The sequence below is a fragment of the Nostoc sp. JL31 genome, from assembly GCF_017114965.1.
Taxonomy (GTDB): domain Bacteria; phylum Cyanobacteriota; class Cyanobacteriia; order Cyanobacteriales; family Nostocaceae; genus Nostoc; species Nostoc punctiforme_A.
Map to the genome: position 1 here is coordinate 159,820 of NZ_JABXKO010000034.1, position 21,812 is coordinate 181,631.

A 21,812-nucleotide genomic window follows, 5' to 3' on the forward strand; every position below is an offset into this window, starting at 1 on the left:
CTCATCTTAATTTATGAAGTTAAAATTGTAATTAGCTTCAGTTGAAACCTTTAGATACAAATTATTATGACATACCAGTATGTCTTGGTAACTTATTTTCTCAAAACTAATTAAAATCCTGATAGTAAAACTACTTAGGTGAGGGTACTAGATACGAAAGCAAATTGCCCTCTGTTAAAAGTTAGAGATTTAGTTCTAAATATTTGGTAACTGGCTATTAACCAGCGATCGCGCAGATAAAATTGGTCTGGACATTGGTAATTAATTATTTTACCCTGCACCACCTTCCTCTTAAATAGTCACCAATGGCTAATAGTTAATAACTAAAGATAAAATGGTGAAGCCTCCAAGGACAAACAACTTTTGTCCATCGCCTAAAACATTACCTGCCACCATGTCTGTTAATTCCAAGTTATACGAAGGCAAAGCAAAAATTCTTTATACAACAGACGATCCAGAAGTCTTGTTGGCTGATTTTAAGGACGATGCCACGGCGTTTAACGCCCAAAAGCGTGGCAGCATCGAAGGTAAAGGAAAAATTAATTGTAGCATTTCCAGCCAGCTTTTTAAACAGTTGGAGGCTTATGGTATAAAGACTCACTTTCTCGATAGCCCTGCCCCAAATCAAATGCGGGTGAGGGCAGTAAAGATTTTACCCTTAGAAGTAGTGATCAGAAATATTGCTGCTGGCAGTTTGTGTCAGCAAACAGGTTTACCAGTGGGTACAATTCTGAAACAGCCTTTGGTTGAGTTTTATTACAAAAACGATCAATTAGGAGATCCTTTGCTTACACGCGATCGCCTGTACCTCCTAGAACTAGCGACTGCGGAACAAGTAGACGCAATTACACATCTAGCATTGAAAATCAATGAATTTCTCAATAACTTTTGGCAGCGGTGTGGCATTACCCTAGTAGACTTCAAACTAGAGTTTGGTTTGGACTCACAACAGCAGTTGCTCTTGGCAGATGAAATTAGCCCCGACACCTGCCGTTTGTGGGATACCGCAGAAAAGGACTCAAACCGCCGGGTAATGGACAAAGATCGCTTTCGCCGAGACTTAGGAAATGTAGAGCATGCCTACCAGGAGGTCTTACAAAGAGTGCTAAAAGCAGTAGAAACTATAAGTTAACCAGGTAAAAACCAAAAGGTCAGAAGGAATTATATTTAACTTTTGCCTTTTGCCTTTTGCCTTGTAAAGTAAAAAAGCAAAAGAAAAAAAATTATGTTTTGAGTTTTACCTTTGGCATAAGGGCATTATTGCCTTGTGATGGTGTGTGTGTGGTCGTGAAGAGGAATATAAGTAAAATGCGTTTATCTCCCGTATTGCTGGCAGCAGTAGCAATTGCAGCCCCGTTGGGTGGTTCATTGAGTGCAAATGCAGAAACCGCCAACAGTTCAAAACAGACAACAGAAGTTTTGACACTAGAAACAAATCAGCAGCCAGAAAAGGACACTGGTCAGGTTCACTCTAGTAAAAGTCTAGAATCTCGACCTAAATCCACAGGAGTTATAGAGGCGGAGCGTCCCCAATCCCGCGTCGTCGCAATTTACCCTGCCAACCCAGCAGCGATGCCTGCGGCGGGCTACGCCTACGCGACCCCAAAGGTAATTGTGCCAACCTCCACAACGCCAACAACTGCACAAACCCCTGAAATCAATCCCAGCCCTACTCAACAGCCATCTCCGGCTCCAGATATTCCACCGCCAGAAATTCAACAACCAACGCCTTCTCCAACTCCTGAGACCACTCCAGTTCCAGAAAATGTCAATCCACCGACAACGGAACCTTTATTACCCACAACTCCAGAACCATCAGCTACTCCAGACATTCCCCCCCCAGCTAATCAACAAAGAACACCTGCGCCATTCCCAGGCACTACTCCCAGCCCCCAAAATGTTAATCCGCTCCCAGGCACTACTCCCAGCCCCCAGAATGTTAACCCACCGACAACTCCGGGCAATACTCAACCCAGCACAGCCCCAGAAGCCAATGATCCCCGCGTACTGGTATCGGAAGTAGTAGTTAGATCCCAGGCTGGCCAACTATCACCAGAACTGGAAAGCCAAGTTTACAGAGTAATTCGTACCCAACCAGGACAAACAACCACCCGCAGCCAACTGCAAGAAGATATTAACGCCATCTTTGGTACTGGCTTCTTCTCCAACGTCCAAGCAGCGCCAGAAGATACCCCCTTGGGAGTGCGAGTTAGCTTTGTTGTCCAGCCTAACCCTGTCCTCAGTAAAGTAGAAGTGCAAGCCAATCCTGGCACTGGTGTCGCTTCTGTACTACCAGCTAACACTGTGGATGAAGTCTTTCGGGAGCAGTATGGCAAAATTCTCAATTTGCGTGACTTGCAAGAGGGCATCAAGCAGTTAAACAAGCGGTATCAAGACCAAGGTTACGTCCTAGCCAACGTGATTGGAGCGCCACAAGTCTCTGAAAGCGGAGTTGTTACCTTACAAGTAGCAGAAGGGGTAGTAGAGAATATTAGAGTCCGGTTCCGCAATAAAGATGGTCAGGAAACAGACGAAAAGGGACAACCAATTCGCGGACGGACACAGGAGTACATCATTACCCGAGAAGTGGAGTTGAAGCCAGGACAAGTATTCAATCGCAACACAGTGCAAAAAGACCTACAGCGCGTGTATGGACTGGGACTGTTTGAAGATGTGAATGTGTCCCTTGACCCTGGTACTGACCCCAGCAAGGTGGATGTAGTAGTGAATGTAGCTGAACGCAGCAGCGGTTCTATTGCGGCTGGGGCAGGGATTAGTTCTGCTAGCGGACTTTTTGGAACAGTTAGCTATCAACAACAAAACCTGAACGGTAGGAACCAAAAACTGGGAACAGAAATACAGGTAGGAGAACGGGAACTGCTGTTTGACGTGCGGTATACTGACCCCTGGATCGCAGGAGATCCTTACCGGACTTCCTACACAACCAATATTTTCCGTCGCAGTTCTATTTCGTTGATTTTCGATGGTCAAGATGAAGACATTAGGACGTTTAATCCAGGTAATCCCACTGATGTCGATTCTCAGGATCGCCCCCGGATTCTCCGTCTAGGTGGCGGTGTTACCTTTACCCGTCCCTTGTCTGCCAATCCTTATAAAACTTCTGTCTGGACTGCCTCAGCGGGTTTACAGTATCAACGAGTTTCCGCCCGTGATAGTGATGGCAATCTGAGAAAAACAGGAGCGGTATTTGATGATGATACTGGAAACCGCCTCAGTGATGAAATTCCGCTGACCCTCTCTAGCAACGGGCAAGACGATTTACTACTGTTGCAAGTGGGGGCACAGCGCGATCTCCGTAATAACCCCCTGCAACCCACTAGTGGTTCTTATCTCCGCTTTGGAGTCGATCAATCAGTACCTGTGGGACTAGGAAACATTCTTCTCACCAGATTTCGGGGTAGCTACAGCCAATATTTACCCATTAAGCTGATTAGCCTCAGCAAAGGGGCACAAACTTTAGCATTTAACCTGCAAGCAGGAACAATCCTCGGTGACTTGCCTCCCTACGAAGCTTTTACTCTTGGGGGTAGCAACTCCGTTCGGGGTTATGAAGAAGGAGCATTAGGTAGTGGACGCTCTTATGTGCAAGCATCAGTTGAGTATCGGTTTCCAGTTTTTTCAGTAGTCAGCGGTGCACTATTTTTTGATCTCGGCAGCGACCTGGGAACTAGTACTAGGGCTGCTGAAGTGTTGAACAAAAATGGCAGTGGCTATGGTTATGGTCTTGGCGTTCGCGTCCAGTCTCCACTGGGGCCAATTCGGATTGATTACGGTATCAACGATGATGGTGATAGCCGGATTAATTTCGGGATTGGCGAAAGATTTTAATTTGTCATTAGTCATTGGTCATTGGTCATTGGTCATTGGTCATTGGTCATTAGTGAATCACGAAGGACAACTGACAAAGGACAAATGACAATTAACTTTTCTGGATTAGCTTGCTAATTGTTGCATTTACCTCAATACTGTTCCGATAAAGGGATTAATGACATTTTTCAGGGAATATCAGGGTTTTACCAAAACAGACGATGAACAATACTAAAGGAAATATATTGACTTTTCGGCTATGCGACAGCACACTCTAGCAGCCCAAATTACCCAAATAGGGGTGGGACTGCATAGCGGTGTGAATACCCAGGTGCGGATATTACCAGCCGAGGCTGGTAGTGGACGCTACTTTGTGCGGGTGGATTTACCGGATTTGCCGATCATTCCAGCCCAAGTTGCAGCAGTTAATCACACTGTTCTCTCAACTCAGTTGGGTAAGGGTGAGGTATATGTTCGCACGGTAGAGCATTTATTGGCAGCACTTTCGAGTCTGGGCGTGGATAATGCCCGGATTGAAATTGATGGCCCAGAAGTTCCACTTTTAGATGGTTCAGCAAGTGTGTGGACAGCCAATATTGCCCAAGTTGGCTTAGTCTCACAACCCGTTAACAACCAAGTTCCCTTGGCTATTACAGAACCAATATGGGCCCATCAAGGGGATGCCTTTGTATGTGCCCTTCCAGCACCAGAAACCCGCTTTAGTTACGGTATTGATTTTGACCTGCCCGCCATTGGTAATCAATGGTATAGTTGGTCACTAACCGCTGAACTAGGAGAAGCTTCTGCTAGCTTTGCTACGGAAATTGCTCCTGCGCGTACTTTTGGGTTACTGCATCAAATTGAACACTTACAAAAAACAGGGTTAATTAAAGGTGGCAGTTTGGATAATGCACTCGTTTGTGGCCCAGAAGGCTGGCTAAATCCACCGTTGAGATTTGCAAATGAGCCAGTCCGTCATAAAATCTTGGATTTAGTAGGAGATTTGAGTTTACTAGGAACTTTTCCTCGTGCTCATTTTTTAGCGTATAAAGCCAGTCATAATTTACACATTCAACTGGCTCAGAAAATTTTAGATTTTGGATTTTAGATTCGATCTAAAGTTTCCATCCAAGATCATTAAGGCTTTGGATATACGCCTGCCTACTCAACTTTTAGATAAAAAATCAACTACACGGCCAATGTCAATCGTCACTGAAGTGAATAGCATCGATACGACTACACCTACATCTACCGAACCACAGGGTATAAATGAGATTACAATTAGTTCTGAGATTAAAACAACTTTCACATCTGAAGAAATTCAAAAATTGCTACCCCATCGCTACCCATTTTTACTTGTAGACAAAATAATTGACTACGTGCCAGGTAAAAAAGCTGTTGGGGTTAAAAATGTCACTATCAACGAACCCCATTTTCAAGGACATTTCCCTGAACGTCCACTGATGCCAGGGGTGCTAATTGTTGAATCAATGGCACAAGTTGGAGGCATTGTGCTAACTCAAATGTCTTCGGTAGAAGGCGGGCTGTTCGTCTTCGCTGGTATCGATAAAGTTCGCTTTCGTCGCCAGGTCGTGCCGGGGGATCAACTAGTCATGACAGTGGAACTGTTATGGGTAAAACAACGTCGTTTCGGTAAGATGCAAGGTCGTGCCGAAGTTGATGGTCAACTTGCTTGTGAAGGGGAATTAATGTTTTCTTTAGTTAGCTAAAAGTTTGCTTTCGTGGTATGGGTATAGCCGTGAAATGCCCCTACTGAATCCTGTTTCAGGATAACAGTAAAAAAATCCACAACAGCATCTGAATAATTTCTTGATTTTCGCCGCCCTCTCTACGAGACGCACTCACAAACACACTTAACTTGTTTTGCCCGACACTTTCGTTCACTGAAATATTTCACACTCAACAACGCCAGTCGCCTCAATGGGGCGGTAGTCGGTACAACTCTCTTAATCAGAGTAACGCGCTGCCTCAAAAACCCCGCCTGGCGCTGGATTATTAAGACAGTTCTGGAGATTCACCCTTGAAAACGCTAATTCATCCAACTGCTGTAATTCATCCGAAATCGGAACTCCACCATACAGTGCAAGTCGGTGCCTATGCTGTGATTGGAGCGCATGTCAAAGTGGGCCCTGAAACAATAATCGGCGCTCATGCAGTGCTAGAGGGGCCTTGTGAAATTGGGGCGCAAAATCAGATTTTTACAGGTGCAGCCATCGGCATGGAACCCCAGGATCTGAAGTTTGTAGGAGAACCAACCTGGGTCAAAATTGGTGATAACAACTTAATTCGTGAGTACGTTACCATTAACCGCGCTACCGGTGCCGGTGAAGCGACGGTAATTGGTGACGGTAATCTTTTGATGGCTTATGTCCATGTGGCTCATAACTGCGTCATTGAAGACCAAGTAGTGATTGCTAACTCTGTGGCGTTAGCTGGTCATGTCCATATAGAGTCACGCGCTAGGCTCAGTGGAGTTTTAGGTGTCCATCAATTTGTGCATATTGGTAGACAGGCAATGGTGGGAGGTATGGCACGTATTGACCGGGATGTGGCCCCATATATGCTGGTGGAGGGAAATCCAGCACGGGTGCGAACTCTCAATCTTGTCGGACTCAAACGGTCTGGTATGGACTCAGCAGATTTACAAATGCTGAAAAAAGCCTTCCGCATTCTCTACCGTTCTGATTTATCTTTTAAGGATGCTTTGGAACAGTTGGAATTGTTAGGGGATAGCGAAGAATTGCAGCATCTGCGACGCTTCCTGCTACTTTCTCAGATGCCTGGAAGACGTGGCTTGATTCCCAGTAAAGGGAAAAAAGGCGCAAGTGATGAATCGTGAGTTAGGAGTTAGGAGTTAGGAGTTATGAGTTATGAGTTGATAAATTAAATTTTTTAACTCTTCACTCCTCATTCCTAACTCTTCACTTTTAATTCCTCACTTTTAATTCCTAACTCCTAACTTTAATTATCAAATGCGGATATTTATCAGCACTGGCGAAGTATCTGGCGATTTACAAGGATCGCTACTAATTTCAGCGCTGAAGCGTCAAGCTGTGGCGATTGGGTTGGAATTAGAGATTGTGGCGCTGGGTGGCGAAAAAATGGTAGAGGCTGGGGCAACTTTGTTGGGAAATACCAGTAGTATTGGCTCAATGGGTATTCTAGAAGGAGTGCCTTATATTTTACCGACTCTTCAGGTGCAACGTCAGGCGATCGCTTCCTTAAAGCAAAATCCACCTGACTTGGTAGTGCTGATCGATTATATGACTCCCAATCTGGAAATTGGGACTTATATGAAACAGCATCTGCCAGATGTACCAGTGGTGTATTATATTGCTCCCCAAGAGTGGGCTTGGTCAATAAGTTTGCGGAGAACTAACCGGATTGTTGGTTTTACAGATAAGCTGTTGGCAATCTTTCCACAAGAAGCCCGTTACTTTCGCGAGAAAGGCGCAAATGTTAGTTGGGTGGGACATCCTTTGGTTGACCGAATGCAAGATGCTCCTAGTAGGGAAGCAGCTCGTGCAACACTGGGAATTGCTCCAGAAGAAATTGCGATCGCACTCCTCCCCGCCTCTCGCCACCAAGAACTAAAATATCTTTTACCAATTATTTTTCAAGCTGCCCAAACTATTCAAGCTAAATTACCTGAAGTTCGTTTCTGGATTCCACTGTCGCTGGAAGTTTATAGACAGCCAATTGAAGAGGCTATTGGGCGTTACGGTTTACGGGCTACAGTTCTATCAGGTCAACAAATGGAAGTTTTTGCCGCAGCTGATTTAGCCATTAGCAAATCTGGTACTGTAAATCTAGAACTTGCTCTGTTAAATGTACCACAGGTTGTAGTTTATCGCCTCAGTCGTTTGACTGCTTGGATAGCTCGTAAAATCCTCAAAGGTTCAATAACCTTCGCATCGCCACCTAATTTAGTCGTGATGAAGCCGATTGTGCCAGAATTTTTACAAGAGCAAGCCACAGCAGAAAATATTACCCAAGCAGCGATGGAACTGCTACTCAATCCCAGTCGCAGAGAGCAAACTTTGCTAGATTATGAAGAAATGCGGCAAAGTTTGGGAGAAGTTGGGGTTTGCGATCGCGCTGCTCAAGAAATTTTGCAAATGCGACCAAATATATTGAGGTGTCATGGCTTATGAGATGAAAAAACAAAGAGCGATCGCAGTTGACTTATTCGCTGGTGCGGGCGGTATGACTCTTGGCTTTGAGCAAGCTGGTTTTGATGTGCTAGCGTCTGTGGAAATCGACCCGATCCATTGTGCAACACATGAGTTTAACTTCCCTTATTGCTCAGTGTTATGCAAAAGTGTTGTGGATACAACCGGGGAAGAAATTAGGAATCGATCTGAGATTGGCGATCGCGAAATTGATGTGGTTATTTGTGGCTCACCATGTCAAGGATTTTCCTTAATTGGTAAAAGGGCTGTTGATGATCCCCGAAACTCTTTGGTGTTTCACTTTCATCGACTGGTTTTTGAGCTAAAACCAAAATTCTTTGTGATGGAAAATGTTCGGGGGATAACGGTTGGTGAACATAAACAGATCCTCCAAACATTAATTAGCGAGTTTAGAATTCACGGCTATAAAGTAGAAGAAAATTATAAAATTCTCAACGCTGCAAATTACGGAGTACCACAGTCCCGTGAGAGATTATTTCTTATAGGTGCAAGGGAGGATGTAGAGTTACCGAAATATCCTCAGCCGATTACTAAACAAGCATTACCAAATAATTTAAATTCAAAAAATATATCTGACATTCCATCGAGTCCTACAGTATGGGATGCAATTGGAGATTTACCTGAAATAGAAAAATATCCAGACTTACTAACAAGAGATTGGGTTGTTGCAGACTATGAAAAGCCTAGTAACTATGCTCTTGTACTTCGCGGTATCAAATGTCTAAATGATGATTATTCTTACAAACGAGAATATGATTTGCGAATACTTTCTTCAAGTTTAAGAACCAAACATTCTGCGGAAACTGTTAAACGTTTTCAGGAGACTCAACAAGGCGAGAGAGAAAAAATTAGTCGCTTTCATAAGCTACATCCTGGTGGTGTCTGTAATACTTTAAGAGCCGGAACGGATAAGTATAGGGGTTCTTTCACATCTCCTAGACCGATTCATCCATCTACGCCGCGCTGTATCACCGTCAGGGAAGCGGCGAGATTGCATTCTTACCCCGATTGGTTTAGATTTCATGTAACCAAATGGCATGGATTTCGACAAGTTGGTAACTCTGTACCACCGTTACTAGCAAAGGCTGTAGCGTCAGAAATTATTCGCAGTTTGAATATTTCGCCTTTTAAGCCGAGTTTGGGATACAAGTTGCCAGAGGAGAAGCTATTACAATTTAATATGTCGCAAGCGGCACAATATTATCAGTGTGATTAGTCAGTTTTAATATCTGCAAGATTTCACTATCTAAACCCATCGTTAAACCTTTCAACTAATTAAACAGCCTCTCCACTACTACCCAGTTTTTTCTTGAGTATCTCTTCCATTGCCCTCAAATCCTCGTTAGTCTCAGGGAATGGATATGTTGGACTATTAGGATTTCCCCGGCGGATCAATGCTTCAATCGCTTCATCATCTTCACGATGAGCTAAAATATAGGCTCTAAGTTCTTGTCGGGACATTTTGCTAAAGTTGGGCTTCGTCATCGTTAAACCCCCATTGACCATCGGAAAATGAATTTGGGCAATGTAAACCATACAATTTGGCTTGATTTGATAGTTTGCGGCTTGATTTGGACATTTTTTAGTCGGGCTAAGTCCAAGCACGGAAGAATGTACTATCTTCCCAGACATTAGCAGCCCGCCCTGCGATCGCTGTCAATTCTGGCTCCTTCAAGGGTACAAAAGCCCGCGCTATCTTGACATTGTTTTCTAACTGTGGAACTGTCTGTGCTGCAATCACGCAACAATGAACCCCAGGCTGAGACAGTGTGTAACCTAAAGCTTCCTCCATACCTGTCAACGCACCTGATTTAAACAGCCGACCATAAGCCAGGACTTTCATTGCAATTACACCGACATTTTTTTCTTGAGTAACTGGTAGAACCACTGGAATAAATGGACGTGGGTGGTGTTTGTCGGCAGCATTCACAGGTATGAGTGTAGTGTGAAAAGGATAACGACGTAACCCTTCGGCAATTACTTCAGGGTCGTGATGTCCGGTGATCCCAGCAAAACGCACCAATTTTTGTTCTATGGCTTCTTCTAAAGCTTTAATCGCACCAGATGGACTAAAGATGGTGTCGAGTTCTTCCGAAAAAGAGACGTGATGCAACTGCCACAAATCGAGATAATCTGTATTGAGACGTTTAAGCGATCGCTCCAATTCTCGCCATGCACCATCCCGATCTCTTTGATCGGTCTTGCTGGCTAGAAACAGCTTTGAGCGATGGGGTGGTAGCACTTTACCTAAATAATCTTCACTCGGCCCATAACTAGCGGCTGTATCAAAGTAGCGAATGCCAAGTTCCAGCGCTCTTTGAACAATCGCTGTCGCATCACCCTTTTTTCCTTCGCCGCCGGATAGTGGCATTTGTCCTGCTCCAAACCCGAAGATAGGCAGATTTACTTCCGTGCGTCCCAGTACCCGTTCTGGCATAGTTGATGGCGGTGTTGCAGTGTTGGTAGTATTTTGCTCAAAAGCATTAGTTGCCACAATACCTCCAGTTACAGCAATGCTAGTAATTAGGAAATTACGCCGCGTTTTTCCTTCTGTCATGATTGGCTTCGGGGGCGAAATTACTTTTATTACTTTTATTATAAAATTTTAGCTAGGGAGAATTAACCGGATATCCTTCTAAAGGATAAATCCAGATGTTGATATGGAGGTAAAAGTCTACGCCTTGAATAGCATTTATAATTTTAGCGTTACCGATCAAATATATGAAAAGCTCACGCAGAGAGAAATAGAATATTTAGCTTTTTTCAACTAAGTTTTTGGAATAGTTGATATTCAAATTCAGGAATGCCAAAATTTTTATGCATCTCGTTCTTGGCGAATAAACTTATCCACTTCTTTGGGTGTGGCAAAACTGCCTTTAGAAGAACCGATAAAGCTACTTAGAGGTTTTTCAGAATGCTTTGCGGGTGACTCCAGAAGTACAATTACTTCGACAGTTGCACCTGCTGGAAGTTCTGGAGAAGAGATTTCTACTACCCCACCAGTTTTGACGATCGCCTGTTGCCTGAGTCCATTAAGCATGATAATTTATCCTCATTAGTGTCAGAATATCGCACTCCTTTTTCTAGTTTAGCTTTGAGGTGCGATCGCACTGCCTTTTCTACCTTAATTTTGAGGTGCGCTCTTGTCTTTGCAAACAATATCTAGTTTTTTTTACTGAGTTTTAATCCAAGCCATACAGACAAAAACACCGCTTATTATTAATGAAATTCCAGCAAAAGCGTGTAAGATAGAACCATTTGGTGCAAGTGAAACAAAAACAAAAGATACAATTACAGCTATAAGTAATGGTTTTATTTTCTTGCTCCAGAAAATTTTCTCTGAGGTTATTACCTTTTCTGCTGCTTCCTTATGATCTTGAAATCTTAATTCTCTAAGTTTTTTAAGCTCTAAAAATCTAAGTTTATCAAAATCAAGAGGATCAGTATCTATTACACTATTAACATATCTCTTTATTTCCTCAAATTCAAGTTGCTCTAACTCGCTGAACATAACAGTATTTTCATCACTTACAGCTGCGAACACTCCGCCTTTTGATTCAATCCCACCCTGGATAGAAAACTGTAAGTATCCTTTTGTCAAAGCATCAGCACGCTTAAATTGCATAGCTGTAATTCGACTAATAGGAATTTCCTTATCACCTTTAAGTCCTTGAGTTATAAATGCGGTTGTTCCTTTCCTTGAAATAATTATACGATTATGAGTTAATCGTATTTGACCATTACTGCCTTCAATTTCGTAATATATATTATTATCTCTTAAGTTTTCTGACGCAATTTTCGATTGCAAATTTCTATGAGTAACTACAGGTGGCTCTAACTGTTGGTTCTGGTCATTGGATAAAGTTGAATAAGTATTGATAGGAGACGGTGTTGAACTAGCGTGTACTACTAACTCAAACTCTTGATTCCAAGCAGGAAACTCCTCACCTATTTGTCGCCCATAAACTTTAACTCTCTCAATAGATGCAGCACCTAAGCCAGTTATACCTTTACGGATAAATGCAACCAAGGCTTGCTGATTTGGTACTTGGGCGGATTCTAGCATTATCTGTAAACAAGCATCCTTGAGCGCTACTTTTACTGTGATACCCTTGGGTTGTAATTGACGGTTCATCAGAGATGCGATCGCTTGTGCATCTCCCTGTTTAGCAAGTTCTAAAAGAGTCGGCTGTGTCATAACCAATAAATCAGAAAACTAAGATAATATCTTCTATCTCAGGTTTCCCTATTCACAGGAAAAAGCAACATTTTCCAAATCTTTGAAGCCTTATATTAAAAATATACCTGAATTTATTATATTTATGACAAAAATACCGCTTTGAGACTATTTTTTGTGCCTCTGCGTAAGCCAAATTAAATACTAGCGTTCCTTTGTAATCACTGAACTACCATTACTAATACTTACTTTTTGGATAAAAACGTCATTACAAGATGATAAAATATCAGTGCTAATTTGATTAGCTATAAATTCAAAATCTTGGTTTGTTATTCCCTGTGCAGTATCACCACTGAAGTTAATACAAATAGTTAGAATTTGAGGATTACTGGAAGACTGTTCATTATCTACTGCGTCTGTTTCAGCTTCCACTATGCCCAAATCAAACTCTTTACTCCAAGCTGGAAAATCCTTATCTGTTTGTTGTCCAAAAACTTTGACTCTTTCAATAGATGCAGCCCCTAAAGCCGTTAACCCTTTGCGGATAAATGCAACTAAAATTTGCTGATTTGGTACTTCGGCAGATTTTAGCGTTACTTCCAAGCAAGCATCTTGGAAAGTAACCTTTGCAGCGATACCTTTGGGGTGTAAGTGGCGGTTCATCAGAGATGCGATCGCTTCGACATCTCCCTGTTTTGCAAGTTTTAGAATATTTTGCTGTGTCATAACCAGTAAAAGAGAAAATCTAGAAAAATAAACTTATATTCTCAGGATTCCCTCTTGACAGCCTTAAGTAACATTATGATGCCAAATATCAGCTAACCTGGGCTAAAATATTTAGTATAAAGATAGTCATTCACAGACTTTTACAAAAATATATTTTCCCTGTATCAACATCAAAAACTAGTGTTTTTGTGCTTGCCAAATTAACAGGATTAATATTAATCAATTTAATTCCAATTCTAAATATGAAGTTTTATCGAGATCATGCTTGGCCTTCGACACTAGAAGAAGCCATAGTTATCCAAGAAACGCTGCAAAATCAAGTAATTACTGAGGATCAACTGCAAGAACCTATCCAGTACGTTGCTGGAGTGGATATGGGTTTTGAAGCTGATGGAACAATTAGCCGTGCTGCTGTCGCAGTCCTGAGTTTTCCTGATTTGCAAGTAATCGAGACAAGCCTAGCACACCGTCCTACAACCTTTCCTTATGTTCCTGGGTTCCTCTCATTTCGGGAAATTCCAGCTGTCCTCGATGCCCTGGAAAAGATTAAAACAACACCAAATATCATTCTGTGTGATGGTCAGGGAATTGCTCATCCCCGCAGATTAGGTATAGCTAGCCATTTAGGGTTACTTATAGATATGCCGACAATTGGTGTAGCTAAGTCGAGGTTGATAGGTAAGCATGAAGAATTGGCAGAAACCAAAGGCAGCACACAACCACTTATATATAACGGTGAAACCATTGGGGCAGTTTTGCGATCGCGCACAGGAGTAAAACCACTGTACATCTCCAGTGGTCATCGAATTAGTTTACCGACAGCCATTGACTATGTATTACGCTGCACGCCCAAATATCGACTGCCAGAAACAACACGCATTGCTGATAAATTAGCGTCGGATAGATAAAGCTTGTTGAAGTTTTTTCTAAATACTTGCTTCCACCTACTCAATCATGTTAGGAATCGCACAGGAAGATGTTGAAGTAGCTAAATACGATTTACGAAGTTAGAACCATGAACGCACTAACTTTACAGTGGCACGATGCAGGTCAAAATAAAACTCAGAGCATTTACGAACAACAGCCAAGTCAAAATCATGGCACTGTCCGCATCGGTCGCGACCCCTTCCGGTGCGACATTGTTCTGAGTCATCCTACTGTGTCTGGACTGCACGTTGAAATATTTTTTCATCACCAGCAACAGCGCTTTTATATCAGAAATTTGCGATCGCAAAATCCCCCCGTTGTCGATGGAAGGCAATTAGTCCAAGGTGAAATGCCTTTAACTGAGGGCACTAGCATCTCTTTGGGACAAATAAAACTCAACGTTACAAGCGTTTCCACAGGTAGCATTCCAGCAACAATTTTGCTACCACCCAATCCAGCAGTAAATCTCGGACATCACCACCATCCACTAACACCCCCCGCACCACCGCCAGGAGTTTATGGCTTAGAATGCCCCAAATGTCATAAAGTTTCCCCAGCAGAGAATCTACAAATTGGCTGTCATTGGTGTGGGACATCTTTAGCTGCGGCTGTGAGTGTGTTGGTAGCACGGGGTAGTTGAGAAGGAGGGCAAGGGAGGCAGAGGCAGAGGAGCAGAGGAGCAGAGGAGCAGAGGAAGAATTCCTAACTCTTGACTTAATAACAAATGACAAATGACAAATGACCAATGACAAATGACAAATGACCTACAAATCCAATTGAGTTGGGACGAACCTGCGACGGGTGAACGGCGAGAACCACTGTTGAATATGCCGATCGCTTTTGGTCGAGAATTTGCTCGCTTACCTGCTGAACTCAGGGGAATGCGGGTTTCTCGGATGCTGCTTAACAGTAATGAAGTTTCTCGCTACCATGCCCTAATCGACTGGGAACAAGATCATTTAGTAGTGATTGACCAAGGTAGCGTTAACGGTGTCTATGTCAACGGTCAACCACAAACGCGCAGTGTTTTGGTTAATGGCGATACCTTGCAAATTGGCCCGTATTTGATTGCAGTGACATTTGGTGCTAGCGCCTCTGCACCAGATACCAGCCCCCCTTCAACGATTCACTTCAACGCAAATACCAATCGCCCAGACCCCAGTTTGCCTGTAGTTCAGCCGCTAACGCCCGTGGCAAGTAATTTCCCGCCATTGGCATTTCAGGCACAAAAGGTTTCTGTGCAAGCACTTCATGCTACAGGATTACCAGTAGATGAATCTGATTATCTAGCGATCGGGGCGGGATTGGGTAGCTTTTTATGGGCTGATTTGTTGCGAATTAGTGGTGTACGTGCTGACAAAATTGTAGCTTTGGGATTAGAGGCGGAACCTTATGCCCGTTACAAGCGCCTCTGTCTGAATTCGCAAATTCCTTTATATGAAAGACTGCGTTCTAATTCTGACTCTTGTCCCGATAATATTTGGGGTTGGCCTAGTTATGCTTTGCGTGAAGCTTGGGGAGACTTAGCCAAGGGAGAGATAAAGTCAGGATTCAAGTATTTGTGGCAAGTTTTTGCTGAACCAACATTTGCAGAAACTTATACTCCTCGTGCGGGTAACGTCTTTGATTCCATAGATAGGGAGACAAAGCGCATTGGCTGGAATCAAATTTATCGCTATGGGCGAGTTAGGGTAATTCGCAAAACTGATGATGGCAGATATTGCGTAGCCTATTCTCGCGGCCCAGGAAATTATGCTTTTTTAGTTAGTCGTTATTTACATTTAGCTACTGGATATCCAGCAATTCAGTTTCTCCCAGATTTGCAAGCTTATAGGGAAAAATATCAAGACTTTAAATCTGTCGTCAATGCTTATGAAGCTCACGATCATGTTTATGAGCAACTAGAGCAACATGGTGGTACGGTATTGATTCGGGGGCGAGGAATTGTGGCTTCGCGGATTGTGCAGCGAATTTATGAAGCTAGAAAACGAAATCGGAATATTGCAGTTTTGCATTTAATGCGATCGCCTAAACCCCAAGGTAACAAATTTCAAAATACCCAGCGCCTAGTCAAAAATCATTACGAATTTCAACCCTTTAACTGGCCGAAAGCCTGTTGGGGCGGCGAACTCCGGGCAATGTTAGAAAAAGCCACCCCCGACGAACGCAAGCGTTTACTAGCAGACTGGGGTGGAACTACCACCGCCGACCGCCAAGACTGGCAGCAAATTACTGCCCAAGGGTTAAGCGAAGGCTGGTATCAAATTACCTTCGGTGAGGTGCTGGATGTGGAACGAGATGCCCAAAACCGGACTATTACCCGTATTCGAGAGCAAAGCTTTGGGGAAATGAAATTGCTAGCTGACTTTATTGTTGATGCTACTGGACTGGATGCCAAGGTGGATGCCAATCCTCTGTTAGCAGATTTGGTGAAACATTACAATTTACCAGTGAATCATCTGGGGCGATTGACTGTAGCGAACAATTTTGAATTGGTAGAAATGCGTAGCGATAGAGGTCAAATGTATGCGGCTGGGGCTATTACTTTAGGTGGACCTTATGCAGCAGTTGATAGTTTCTTGGGCTTGCAATACGCCGCATTAGTCGCCGTTGATGGACTGGCCGCAGTTCGTGCGCCTGGAGTCCAAAGGTTGAATACTATAAGTTCCTTTAGGCAGTGGTTGAAGTGGGTGTTAAATCAGTCACCTTAGTATTAGGAAGTAGAAGGCAGGGGGCAGAAGGGTTAACAATTCAAAATTCAAAATGACGCTCTCTACGAGACGCTAAAAGCGTAGCTTGCTTCTCTGTAAGAGTACGCGGACTCGCTCTAAGCGTTCGCGCTAGCGTCTCTAAGAGTTGCCATGCCGTTGGCGTTCGCGTTAGCGTCTCTAAAAGAGAAGCCTCTCGTTCGCGTAGCGTCTCCCTTTGGGAGAAGAGAAGGCTTTACGCTGCGCTAACAAAATTCAAAATTAAAGACATTTCAGATGGGGATTTAAACCCCGACTGAAATGGGTGCTACATATAGATTGCAGGTTCTTAAACCCTTGAATTTACGATAAAGTCTTTATCTCTAATTCCTCTCTTCTTGCTTGAATTTTTTCTAATTTTACATTTTCGGCTTCCTTGCAAAAAACTGGGACGCTATTAAACTCAACGGTTAGGGGTTAGGTTTTTGCAGGCTTTTCCATAGAACGTTAGAAGTCAGCTTAATTGTTCGTTTTTAAGAACTTAGATAAAACTTATAAAAAAATTGCTGCTTCTGATTTCAAAGTACCTACTTTACGAAAATTTACCTTTTGAGCGGCTAGAGATGATCCTTTAGAGTACGGAAAGCCGCCCAAAGAGGTTTATACAGTTTATTGTTTAATTAACATTTTAAAATTAGAGAATTGACAGTCATAAATAGAGCTTTTTTACCCAAAATTATCTTTTAATAGCAGTATTATACGATTCTCAAAAGTTCATATTTATAAAAAAACTTCTATTGGAAACTGCCATAAATCATATAAAAATTAATAAACATAGAATTCAGCTACCTCTTTAGGAGTGGGTAATTTCCGTACTAGGATAGACAAAAATTCTAGAAGTAACAGCATAAAATTTAAAGGCACTTGTTAAGAAGTTTAGTAGCTGAAGTTCCTTTCTTCATGCCAAGTGAATCAATTACAAGCACTCAAACAACAGAAATAAAAAACTTTTAATTCAATTTTTATTTTTTAGGAGGTTTATGATGCGAATTGCTCAATTAGCTCCACTGTGGGAAAGAGTTCCGCCTCCAGCTTATGGTGGCGTAGAGTTAGTAGTGGGGTTACTGACCGATGAATTAGTCCGACGCGGACACGAAGTAACTTTATTTGCATCGGGAGATTCTATTAGTCTGGCAAAACTAACGTCAGTTCATCCCCGTGCCCTCAGACTCGATCCTACTATCAAAGATTACGGCATTTACGAGATGCTAAATCTAGCTTCGGTGTATGAACGCGCAGAAGAGTTTGATATTATTCACTCCCATATCGGGTATGGGGCACTGCCTTATGCAAATCTAGTAAAAACTCCTACGGTTCACACGTTGCACGGTACTTTTACCCCTGACAACGAAAAGATGTTTAGTTTTGGTAAAAAACAACCCTACGTCAATATTTCCAATGCACAACGAGAACCAAGGTTAGGTTTAAACTCTATAGCAACGGTTTACAACGGAATTGATGTTAGCAGCTATGAATTTCACTCCCAACCAGAAGATTCTCCTTATTTAGCATTTTTAGGTCGGATATCTCCAGAGAAGGGAGCGCACTTAGCCATAGAAATTGCCAAAGAAACTGGTTGGCATTTAAAAATGGCAGGTAAGATAGATGTCGTTGATGTGGAATACTTTGAGAAAGAAATTAAACCGCACATTGACGGAGAGCAAATTGAGTATCTAGGCGAAGCCAACCATGCTCAAAAAAATGCCCTGATGGGTGGTGCAGTAGCAACTCTGTTTCCGATTACTTGGCGAGAACCCTTTGGATTGGTGATGATTGAGTCAATGGCTTCAGGTACGCCAGTGATTGCGATGAAATTGGGGTCTGCTGAGGAGGTAATTTCTCAGGGTAAGACGGGTTTCCTGTGCAATAATATTCAAGAGTGCATCAGTGCGATCGATTGCGTCGTAGAGTTAGACCGCTATGCTTGTCGTCAGTATGTCGAAAATCTTTTCAGTGTTAAGCACATGACTGATGGCTATGAGGCGGTTTATCAAAAAATAATCGCAGAACGATTTTCTCAGAATGGGCATTTCCGCAGTTTGGTTGATTTAGCTAGCTAGCGATCGCATTTGTGTAATCTTACATCTTTTTAACTAAATAGAATATAGACTCTCGTCGGGTAGCACAGTTGTGCTACCCTACCAAGTCAAACGTTCGCTCCATTTTTCTAAAGTTCTAGCACTCATTCCTGGAACTCGCTCTAAGTCTTGTAAAGATGTAAATTTTTGCTGTTGACGACTAATAATTATTCGCTGTGCTAACTTCTTACCCACGCCAGGGAGAGTTGCTAATTCTTCTAAACTTGCAGTGTTGATATTGACTTTTTGAATCGCTTTTAACTCAGTTGATGAAAAAGTTTTTATCTGGGGACACCTTGTTTGTTCTAATTTGATTTTTTCTTGAATTGCTGGTGGTAAACCGGGTTTGACTTTGGTATAAAGACGAGCAAATTCTCGCACATAATGGGCAGCAACAACCGGATTTTCAATCACTACAAGCGTCTCATCGTTACCATTATTGGCAGCATCTGACCAATTATGAGAACCTGTAATTACTGTTTGACTATCAATAACACCAAATTTGTGATGCAATAAATCGCCTTTGGGTAATACAGGTACGCCTACGGTTGTAATTGGATTTTGCCAAGGATGATTGTCAATTTCATATTTACATTTGTTACTCAGAGCAACCCCCATCATATCTAAGGCTTCGCTGTAAGGACGGTAGGCGAATTGTGGTTCAATTAAAGCGCGAATTTGCACACTTTGTTGATGGCGCTTTTCTAAAATATTGGCAAGAGGCTGTTCAGAAAAGACAAATAACGCCATATCAATAGACTTGGTTGCTGAATCTAAAGTTTTACCAATTAAACCGTTACTACTGTTATTCCAAGGTTGAGTTGGAGAAGTAGGCGAAAATTGCACAGTAATTTTGGTATTACCCAAAGTTATTTGTTTAGGTAAACGTATCGGCTTTTGCAAACCAAATCGACTATCTGCTTGACCTCCCGGCCCGTCACCCCACATAATGTTAAATTCTTCTGTAAATAAAGATGCTAATTCTGGGCTGTCAATCTGCAATAAATTATTGGCATTGCCTAAACTACTAGGATTTGTAAAATCACCCGAAGTATCACTTAATGTAAAATTAGCTGAAGTAATAATTACGAGGCGATTGTCCACAATCACAAATTTATGATGCATCAAGCTGCTACCCGCTGAACCATCAGCTCGATCGTCTAGCCAGGGAATTTTGGCATTCTGCAAAATCATTAAAGCATCTCTTTGATTGATTTCAGTTAGACTGAGTTGATTATCGTGGTTAAGATCGATAAATTTGCGAAATTCGTTGTAACGTTCCTGTTCTCTTTTATCTAACTTACCTACTTCAGCAGATGTTAAGCTACTCCAAGGTCGGCTATAAATATTTTCTAAAATTATCCTGACTTTTACCCCAGCTTTTTGTCTATCAACCAATGCTTGGGCAACTTTGGGTAAACGTAATTCTTGCACCGCTACATCTACTGTGGATTTAGCATTTGTAATCGCATCCACAATCTGTTTTTCTAAATCATCCCCCAGGCGAGTTTGCTGACGGTAAGCTTCTTGGTATTCTGAAGACTCAGAATGGTTAAAGTAAGCTTGAATTAACGGGTCTTGTGGTAAGGGTGCTGGACGCTGATTGTAGGACTGGACTCGTTGACAACCAGCCAGAGAGAATATCAGTAAAAAGATATATAAAAAATATCTTTGTCTAGAGATAAGTTGCACTGTAATCTGTTAAAAGTGGATTGGGAGTGGATATATTTATCATTCCCAAAATTTTGTATTCAGAATTAAGTAGAAAAATAAGTTTCCAAGTCAAGGAAAAAATTCACTGCTAGATGTAAAATTACAGATATTTTTTTTAGGATTTGTCCACAAAAACTGTATATCCTGACAAATCCGCAGTCTATCACCAACGTGTGTTCTCACTATTATCGGTTATATGCAAATTTATCTAGATTACAGCGCCACTACTCCGACTCGAAAAGAAGCGATCGCAGTTATGCAAACAATCCTCACTCAACAGTGGGGCAATCCTTCCAGTTTACATGAGTGGGGACAACGGGCGGCAACGGTTGTAGAACAAGCCAGAGTCCAAGTTGCTGGTTTAATTAACGCCGCTACCCCTGAATCGATCGTTTTTACCTCTGGTGGCACTGAGGCAGATAATTTGGCAATTATGGGTGTAGCTCGGTTGTATGCTGTACCTCAACATATAATTATTTCCAGCGTTGAACATTCCGCAATTTCTGAGACAGTACGGTTGCTAGAAGTGTGGGGTTGGGAAGTTACGCGGTTGTCTGTAGATATTAAAGGCAGAGTTAATCCTTTGGATTTAAAAGCGGCGTTGCGACATAACACAGCCTTAGTTTCTATAATTTACGGTCAAAGTGAAGTTGGGACTGTGCAACCGATCGCAGAACTGGGTAAAATTGTGCGATTGCATGGAGCTTTGTTCCACACAGATGCGGTGCAAGTTGCGGGACGCTTACCTATAGATGTGCAACAAGTCCCAGTAGATTTACTTAGTCTTTCCAGTCATAAAATATATGGGCCGCAAGGTGTAGGGGCGTTATATGTGCGTCCTGGTGTGGAGTTGATGCCCTTGCTGGGTGGTGGTGGACAAGAAATGGGACTGCGTTCTGGTACGCAAGCAGTACCGATAATTGCGGGGTTTGGTGTAGCAGCAGAATTAGCAGCGCAAGAATTAGCTACAGAAACACCACGGTTAATTGAATTACGCGATCGCGCCTTTGCCCAATTAGCTGAGATTCCCGGTTTAATTCCTACAGGGGATACTTGCGATCGTTTACCTCACCATGTGAGTATGTGCTTAGAAAACGCTGATGGCAAAAAACTCAGCGGTAAAGCCTTGGTACGACAGCTAAACCTTGCTGGCATCGGCATCAGTGCTGGTGCTGCTTGTCACAGTGGTAAACTTAGCCCTAGTCCAATATTGTTAGCGATGGGTTATTCCGAAAAAGCTGCCTTGGGGGGAATTCGTATCACATTGGGGCGTGATACCACTGAAGCTGATATAGATTGGACGGTAATGGTATTGAAGCAAGTTTTGCAAAGGTTGACACCGGATTTATCTTTAGTTAAGCGTTAAATTATTGGCAACGCTACTAAGATTTCAACCGTGTAA

Annotated in this window: 18 protein-coding genes; 12 read left to right on the forward strand and 6 right to left on the reverse strand. The window is 42.5% G+C overall.

Annotation, left to right across the window (positions count from 1 at the left end; all coding sequences use genetic code 11):
- Nucleotides 1-394 precede the first annotated feature (394 nt).
- The 7 genes from purC to HWQ43_RS06975 all read left to right on the forward strand — a co-directional run bounded on the left by purC (nt 395) and on the right by HWQ43_RS06975 (nt 9,258).
- Nucleotides 395-1,132, forward strand: a complete 738-nt coding sequence (purC, locus tag HWQ43_RS06945) for a phosphoribosylaminoimidazolesuccinocarboxamide synthase (protein WP_292731745.1) — start codon at nt 395-397, stop codon at nt 1,130-1,132.
- A 176-nt stretch (nt 1,133-1,308) separates the two neighbouring features.
- Nucleotides 1,309-3,849 carry a BamA/TamA family outer membrane protein gene (locus tag HWQ43_RS06950; protein WP_292731579.1) on the forward strand — a complete coding sequence of 847 codons (2,541 nt, stop codon included), beginning with the start codon at nt 1,309-1,311 and terminating at the stop codon, nt 3,847-3,849.
- A 238-nt stretch (nt 3,850-4,087) separates the two neighbouring features.
- Nucleotides 4,088-4,936, forward strand: a complete 849-nt coding sequence (lpxC, locus tag HWQ43_RS06955; protein ID WP_292731581.1) for a UDP-3-O-acyl-N-acetylglucosamine deacetylase — start codon at nt 4,088-4,090, stop codon at nt 4,934-4,936.
- Nucleotides 4,937-5,027: 91 nt separating this feature from the next.
- Nucleotides 5,028-5,558: a 3-hydroxyacyl-ACP dehydratase FabZ gene (gene fabZ, locus HWQ43_RS06960; RefSeq protein ID WP_292731583.1), complete on the forward strand. Its 531-nt coding sequence runs from the start codon at nt 5,028-5,030 to the stop codon at nt 5,556-5,558.
- 311 nt (nt 5,559-5,869) lie between these two features.
- Entirely contained in the window at nt 5,870-6,688 is an 819-nt protein-coding gene (gene lpxA / locus HWQ43_RS06965; RefSeq protein WP_194046773.1) for an acyl-ACP--UDP-N-acetylglucosamine O-acyltransferase, read from the forward strand.
- A 133-nt stretch (nt 6,689-6,821) separates the two neighbouring features.
- The gene (gene lpxB / locus HWQ43_RS06970; protein WP_292731588.1) at nt 6,822-8,003 is read left to right on the forward strand and encodes a lipid-A-disaccharide synthase; all 1,182 of its coding nucleotides are present in this window, start codon (nt 6,822-6,824) and stop codon (nt 8,001-8,003) included.
- On the forward strand, nt 7,993-9,258 hold the full coding sequence (locus HWQ43_RS06975; RefSeq protein WP_292731589.1) for a DNA cytosine methyltransferase: 1,266 nt from the start codon (nt 7,993-7,995) through the stop codon (nt 9,256-9,258). Before lpxB ends, HWQ43_RS06975 begins: the two co-directional genes overlap by 11 nt.
- Nucleotides 9,259-9,317: 59 nt before the next feature.
- On the opposite strand, the gene HWQ43_RS06980 is transcribed toward HWQ43_RS06975, so the two are convergent.
- The 5 genes from HWQ43_RS06980 to HWQ43_RS07000 form a co-directional block, all read right to left on the reverse strand.
- Nucleotides 9,318-9,578: a hypothetical protein gene (locus HWQ43_RS06980; RefSeq protein ID WP_292731591.1), complete on the reverse strand. Its 261-nt coding sequence runs from the start codon at nt 9,576-9,578 to the stop codon at nt 9,318-9,320.
- 55 nt (nt 9,579-9,633) lie between these two features.
- The gene (locus HWQ43_RS06985) at nt 9,634-10,599 is read right to left on the reverse strand and encodes an aldo/keto reductase (RefSeq protein ID WP_292731593.1); all 966 of its coding nucleotides are present in this window, start codon (nt 10,597-10,599) and stop codon (nt 9,634-9,636) included.
- 258 nt (nt 10,600-10,857) lie between these two features.
- Nucleotides 10,858-11,082, reverse strand: coding sequence for a hypothetical protein (locus tag HWQ43_RS06990; RefSeq protein ID WP_292731595.1), 225 nt, complete (start codon nt 11,080-11,082; stop codon nt 10,858-10,860).
- Nucleotides 11,083-11,214: 132 nt separating this feature from the next.
- Complete coding sequence (locus HWQ43_RS06995; RefSeq protein ID WP_292731597.1) at nt 11,215-12,240, reverse strand: DUF4429 domain-containing protein; 1,026 nt, start codon at nt 12,238-12,240, stop codon at nt 11,215-11,217.
- Between the two features lie 183 nt (nt 12,241-12,423).
- The gene (locus HWQ43_RS07000) at nt 12,424-12,945 is read right to left on the reverse strand and encodes a hypothetical protein (RefSeq protein WP_292731599.1); all 522 of its coding nucleotides are present in this window, start codon (nt 12,943-12,945) and stop codon (nt 12,424-12,426) included.
- 242 nt (nt 12,946-13,187) lie between these two features.
- On the opposite strand from HWQ43_RS07000, the gene nfi reads away from it, so the two are divergent.
- The 4 genes from nfi to HWQ43_RS07020 all read left to right on the forward strand — a co-directional run bounded on the left by nfi (nt 13,188) and on the right by HWQ43_RS07020 (nt 18,679).
- Nucleotides 13,188-13,853 carry a deoxyribonuclease V gene (gene nfi / locus HWQ43_RS07005; RefSeq protein ID WP_292731601.1) on the forward strand — a complete coding sequence of 222 codons (666 nt, stop codon included), beginning with the start codon at nt 13,188-13,190 and terminating at the stop codon, nt 13,851-13,853.
- Between the two features lie 107 nt (nt 13,854-13,960).
- Nucleotides 13,961-14,512 (forward strand): FHA domain-containing protein, encoded by a 552-nt coding sequence (locus HWQ43_RS07010; RefSeq protein ID WP_292731603.1) that lies wholly within the window; start codon nt 13,961-13,963, stop codon nt 14,510-14,512.
- A 112-nt stretch (nt 14,513-14,624) separates the two neighbouring features.
- On the forward strand, nt 14,625-16,583 hold the full coding sequence (locus tag HWQ43_RS07015; RefSeq protein WP_292731605.1) for an FHA domain-containing protein: 1,959 nt from the start codon (nt 14,625-14,627) through the stop codon (nt 16,581-16,583).
- 1,019 nt (nt 16,584-17,602) lie between these two features.
- Complete coding sequence (locus tag HWQ43_RS07020; protein WP_292731747.1) at nt 17,603-18,679, forward strand: glycosyltransferase family 4 protein; 1,077 nt, start codon at nt 17,603-17,605, stop codon at nt 18,677-18,679.
- A gap of 78 nt (nt 18,680-18,757) precedes the next feature.
- Here HWQ43_RS07020 and HWQ43_RS07025 read toward each other — a convergent pair whose 3' ends face one another.
- Nucleotides 18,758-20,389 carry a DUF655 domain-containing protein gene (locus HWQ43_RS07025; protein ID WP_292731607.1) on the reverse strand — a complete coding sequence of 544 codons (1,632 nt, stop codon included), beginning with the start codon at nt 20,387-20,389 and terminating at the stop codon, nt 18,758-18,760.
- A 217-nt stretch (nt 20,390-20,606) separates the two neighbouring features.
- On the opposite strand from HWQ43_RS07025, the gene HWQ43_RS07030 reads away from it, so the two are divergent.
- Entirely contained in the window at nt 20,607-21,776 is a 1,170-nt protein-coding gene (locus tag HWQ43_RS07030) for a cysteine desulfurase family protein (protein WP_292731609.1), read from the forward strand.
- Nucleotides 21,777-21,812: the final 36 nt, after the last annotated feature.

Bases quoted from the DNA above. Each gene is read 5' to 3' on its own strand.
- HWQ43_RS06995 (WP_292731597.1), bottom strand. From the start codon at position 12,240: ATGACACAGCCGACTCTTTTAGAACTTGCTAAACAGGGAGATGCACAA.
- HWQ43_RS06950 (WP_292731579.1), top strand. From the start codon at position 1,309: ATGCGTTTATCTCCCGTATTGCTGGCAGCAGTAGCAATTGCAGCCCCG.
- nfi (WP_292731601.1), top strand. From the start codon at position 13,188: ATGAAGTTTTATCGAGATCATGCTTGGCCTTCGACACTAGAAGAAGCC.
- fabZ (WP_292731583.1), top strand. From the start codon at position 5,028: ATGTCAATCGTCACTGAAGTGAATAGCATCGATACGACTACACCTACA.
- HWQ43_RS07000 (WP_292731599.1), bottom strand. From the start codon at position 12,945: ATGACACAGCAAAATATTCTAAAACTTGCAAAACAGGGAGATGTCGAA.
- HWQ43_RS07020 (WP_292731747.1), top strand. From the start codon at position 17,603: ATGCGAATTGCTCAATTAGCTCCACTGTGGGAAAGAGTTCCGCCTCCA.
- lpxB (WP_292731588.1), top strand. From the start codon at position 6,822: ATGCGGATATTTATCAGCACTGGCGAAGTATCTGGCGATTTACAAGGA.
- lpxC (WP_292731581.1), top strand. From the start codon at position 4,088: ATGCGACAGCACACTCTAGCAGCCCAAATTACCCAAATAGGGGTGGGA.
- HWQ43_RS06975 (WP_292731589.1), top strand. From the start codon at position 7,993: ATGGCTTATGAGATGAAAAAACAAAGAGCGATCGCAGTTGACTTATTC.
- HWQ43_RS06990 (WP_292731595.1), bottom strand. From the start codon at position 11,082: ATGCTTAATGGACTCAGGCAACAGGCGATCGTCAAAACTGGTGGGGTA.
- HWQ43_RS07030 (WP_292731609.1), top strand. From the start codon at position 20,607: ATGCAAATTTATCTAGATTACAGCGCCACTACTCCGACTCGAAAAGAA.
- HWQ43_RS07010 (WP_292731603.1), top strand. From the start codon at position 13,961: ATGAACGCACTAACTTTACAGTGGCACGATGCAGGTCAAAATAAAACT.
- HWQ43_RS06980 (WP_292731591.1), bottom strand. From the start codon at position 9,578: ATGGTTTACATTGCCCAAATTCATTTTCCGATGGTCAATGGGGGTTTA.
- purC (WP_292731745.1), top strand. From the start codon at position 395: ATGTCTGTTAATTCCAAGTTATACGAAGGCAAAGCAAAAATTCTTTAT.
- HWQ43_RS06985 (WP_292731593.1), bottom strand. From the start codon at position 10,599: ATGACAGAAGGAAAAACGCGGCGTAATTTCCTAATTACTAGCATTGCT.
- HWQ43_RS07015 (WP_292731605.1), top strand. From the start codon at position 14,625: ATGACAAATGACCTACAAATCCAATTGAGTTGGGACGAACCTGCGACG.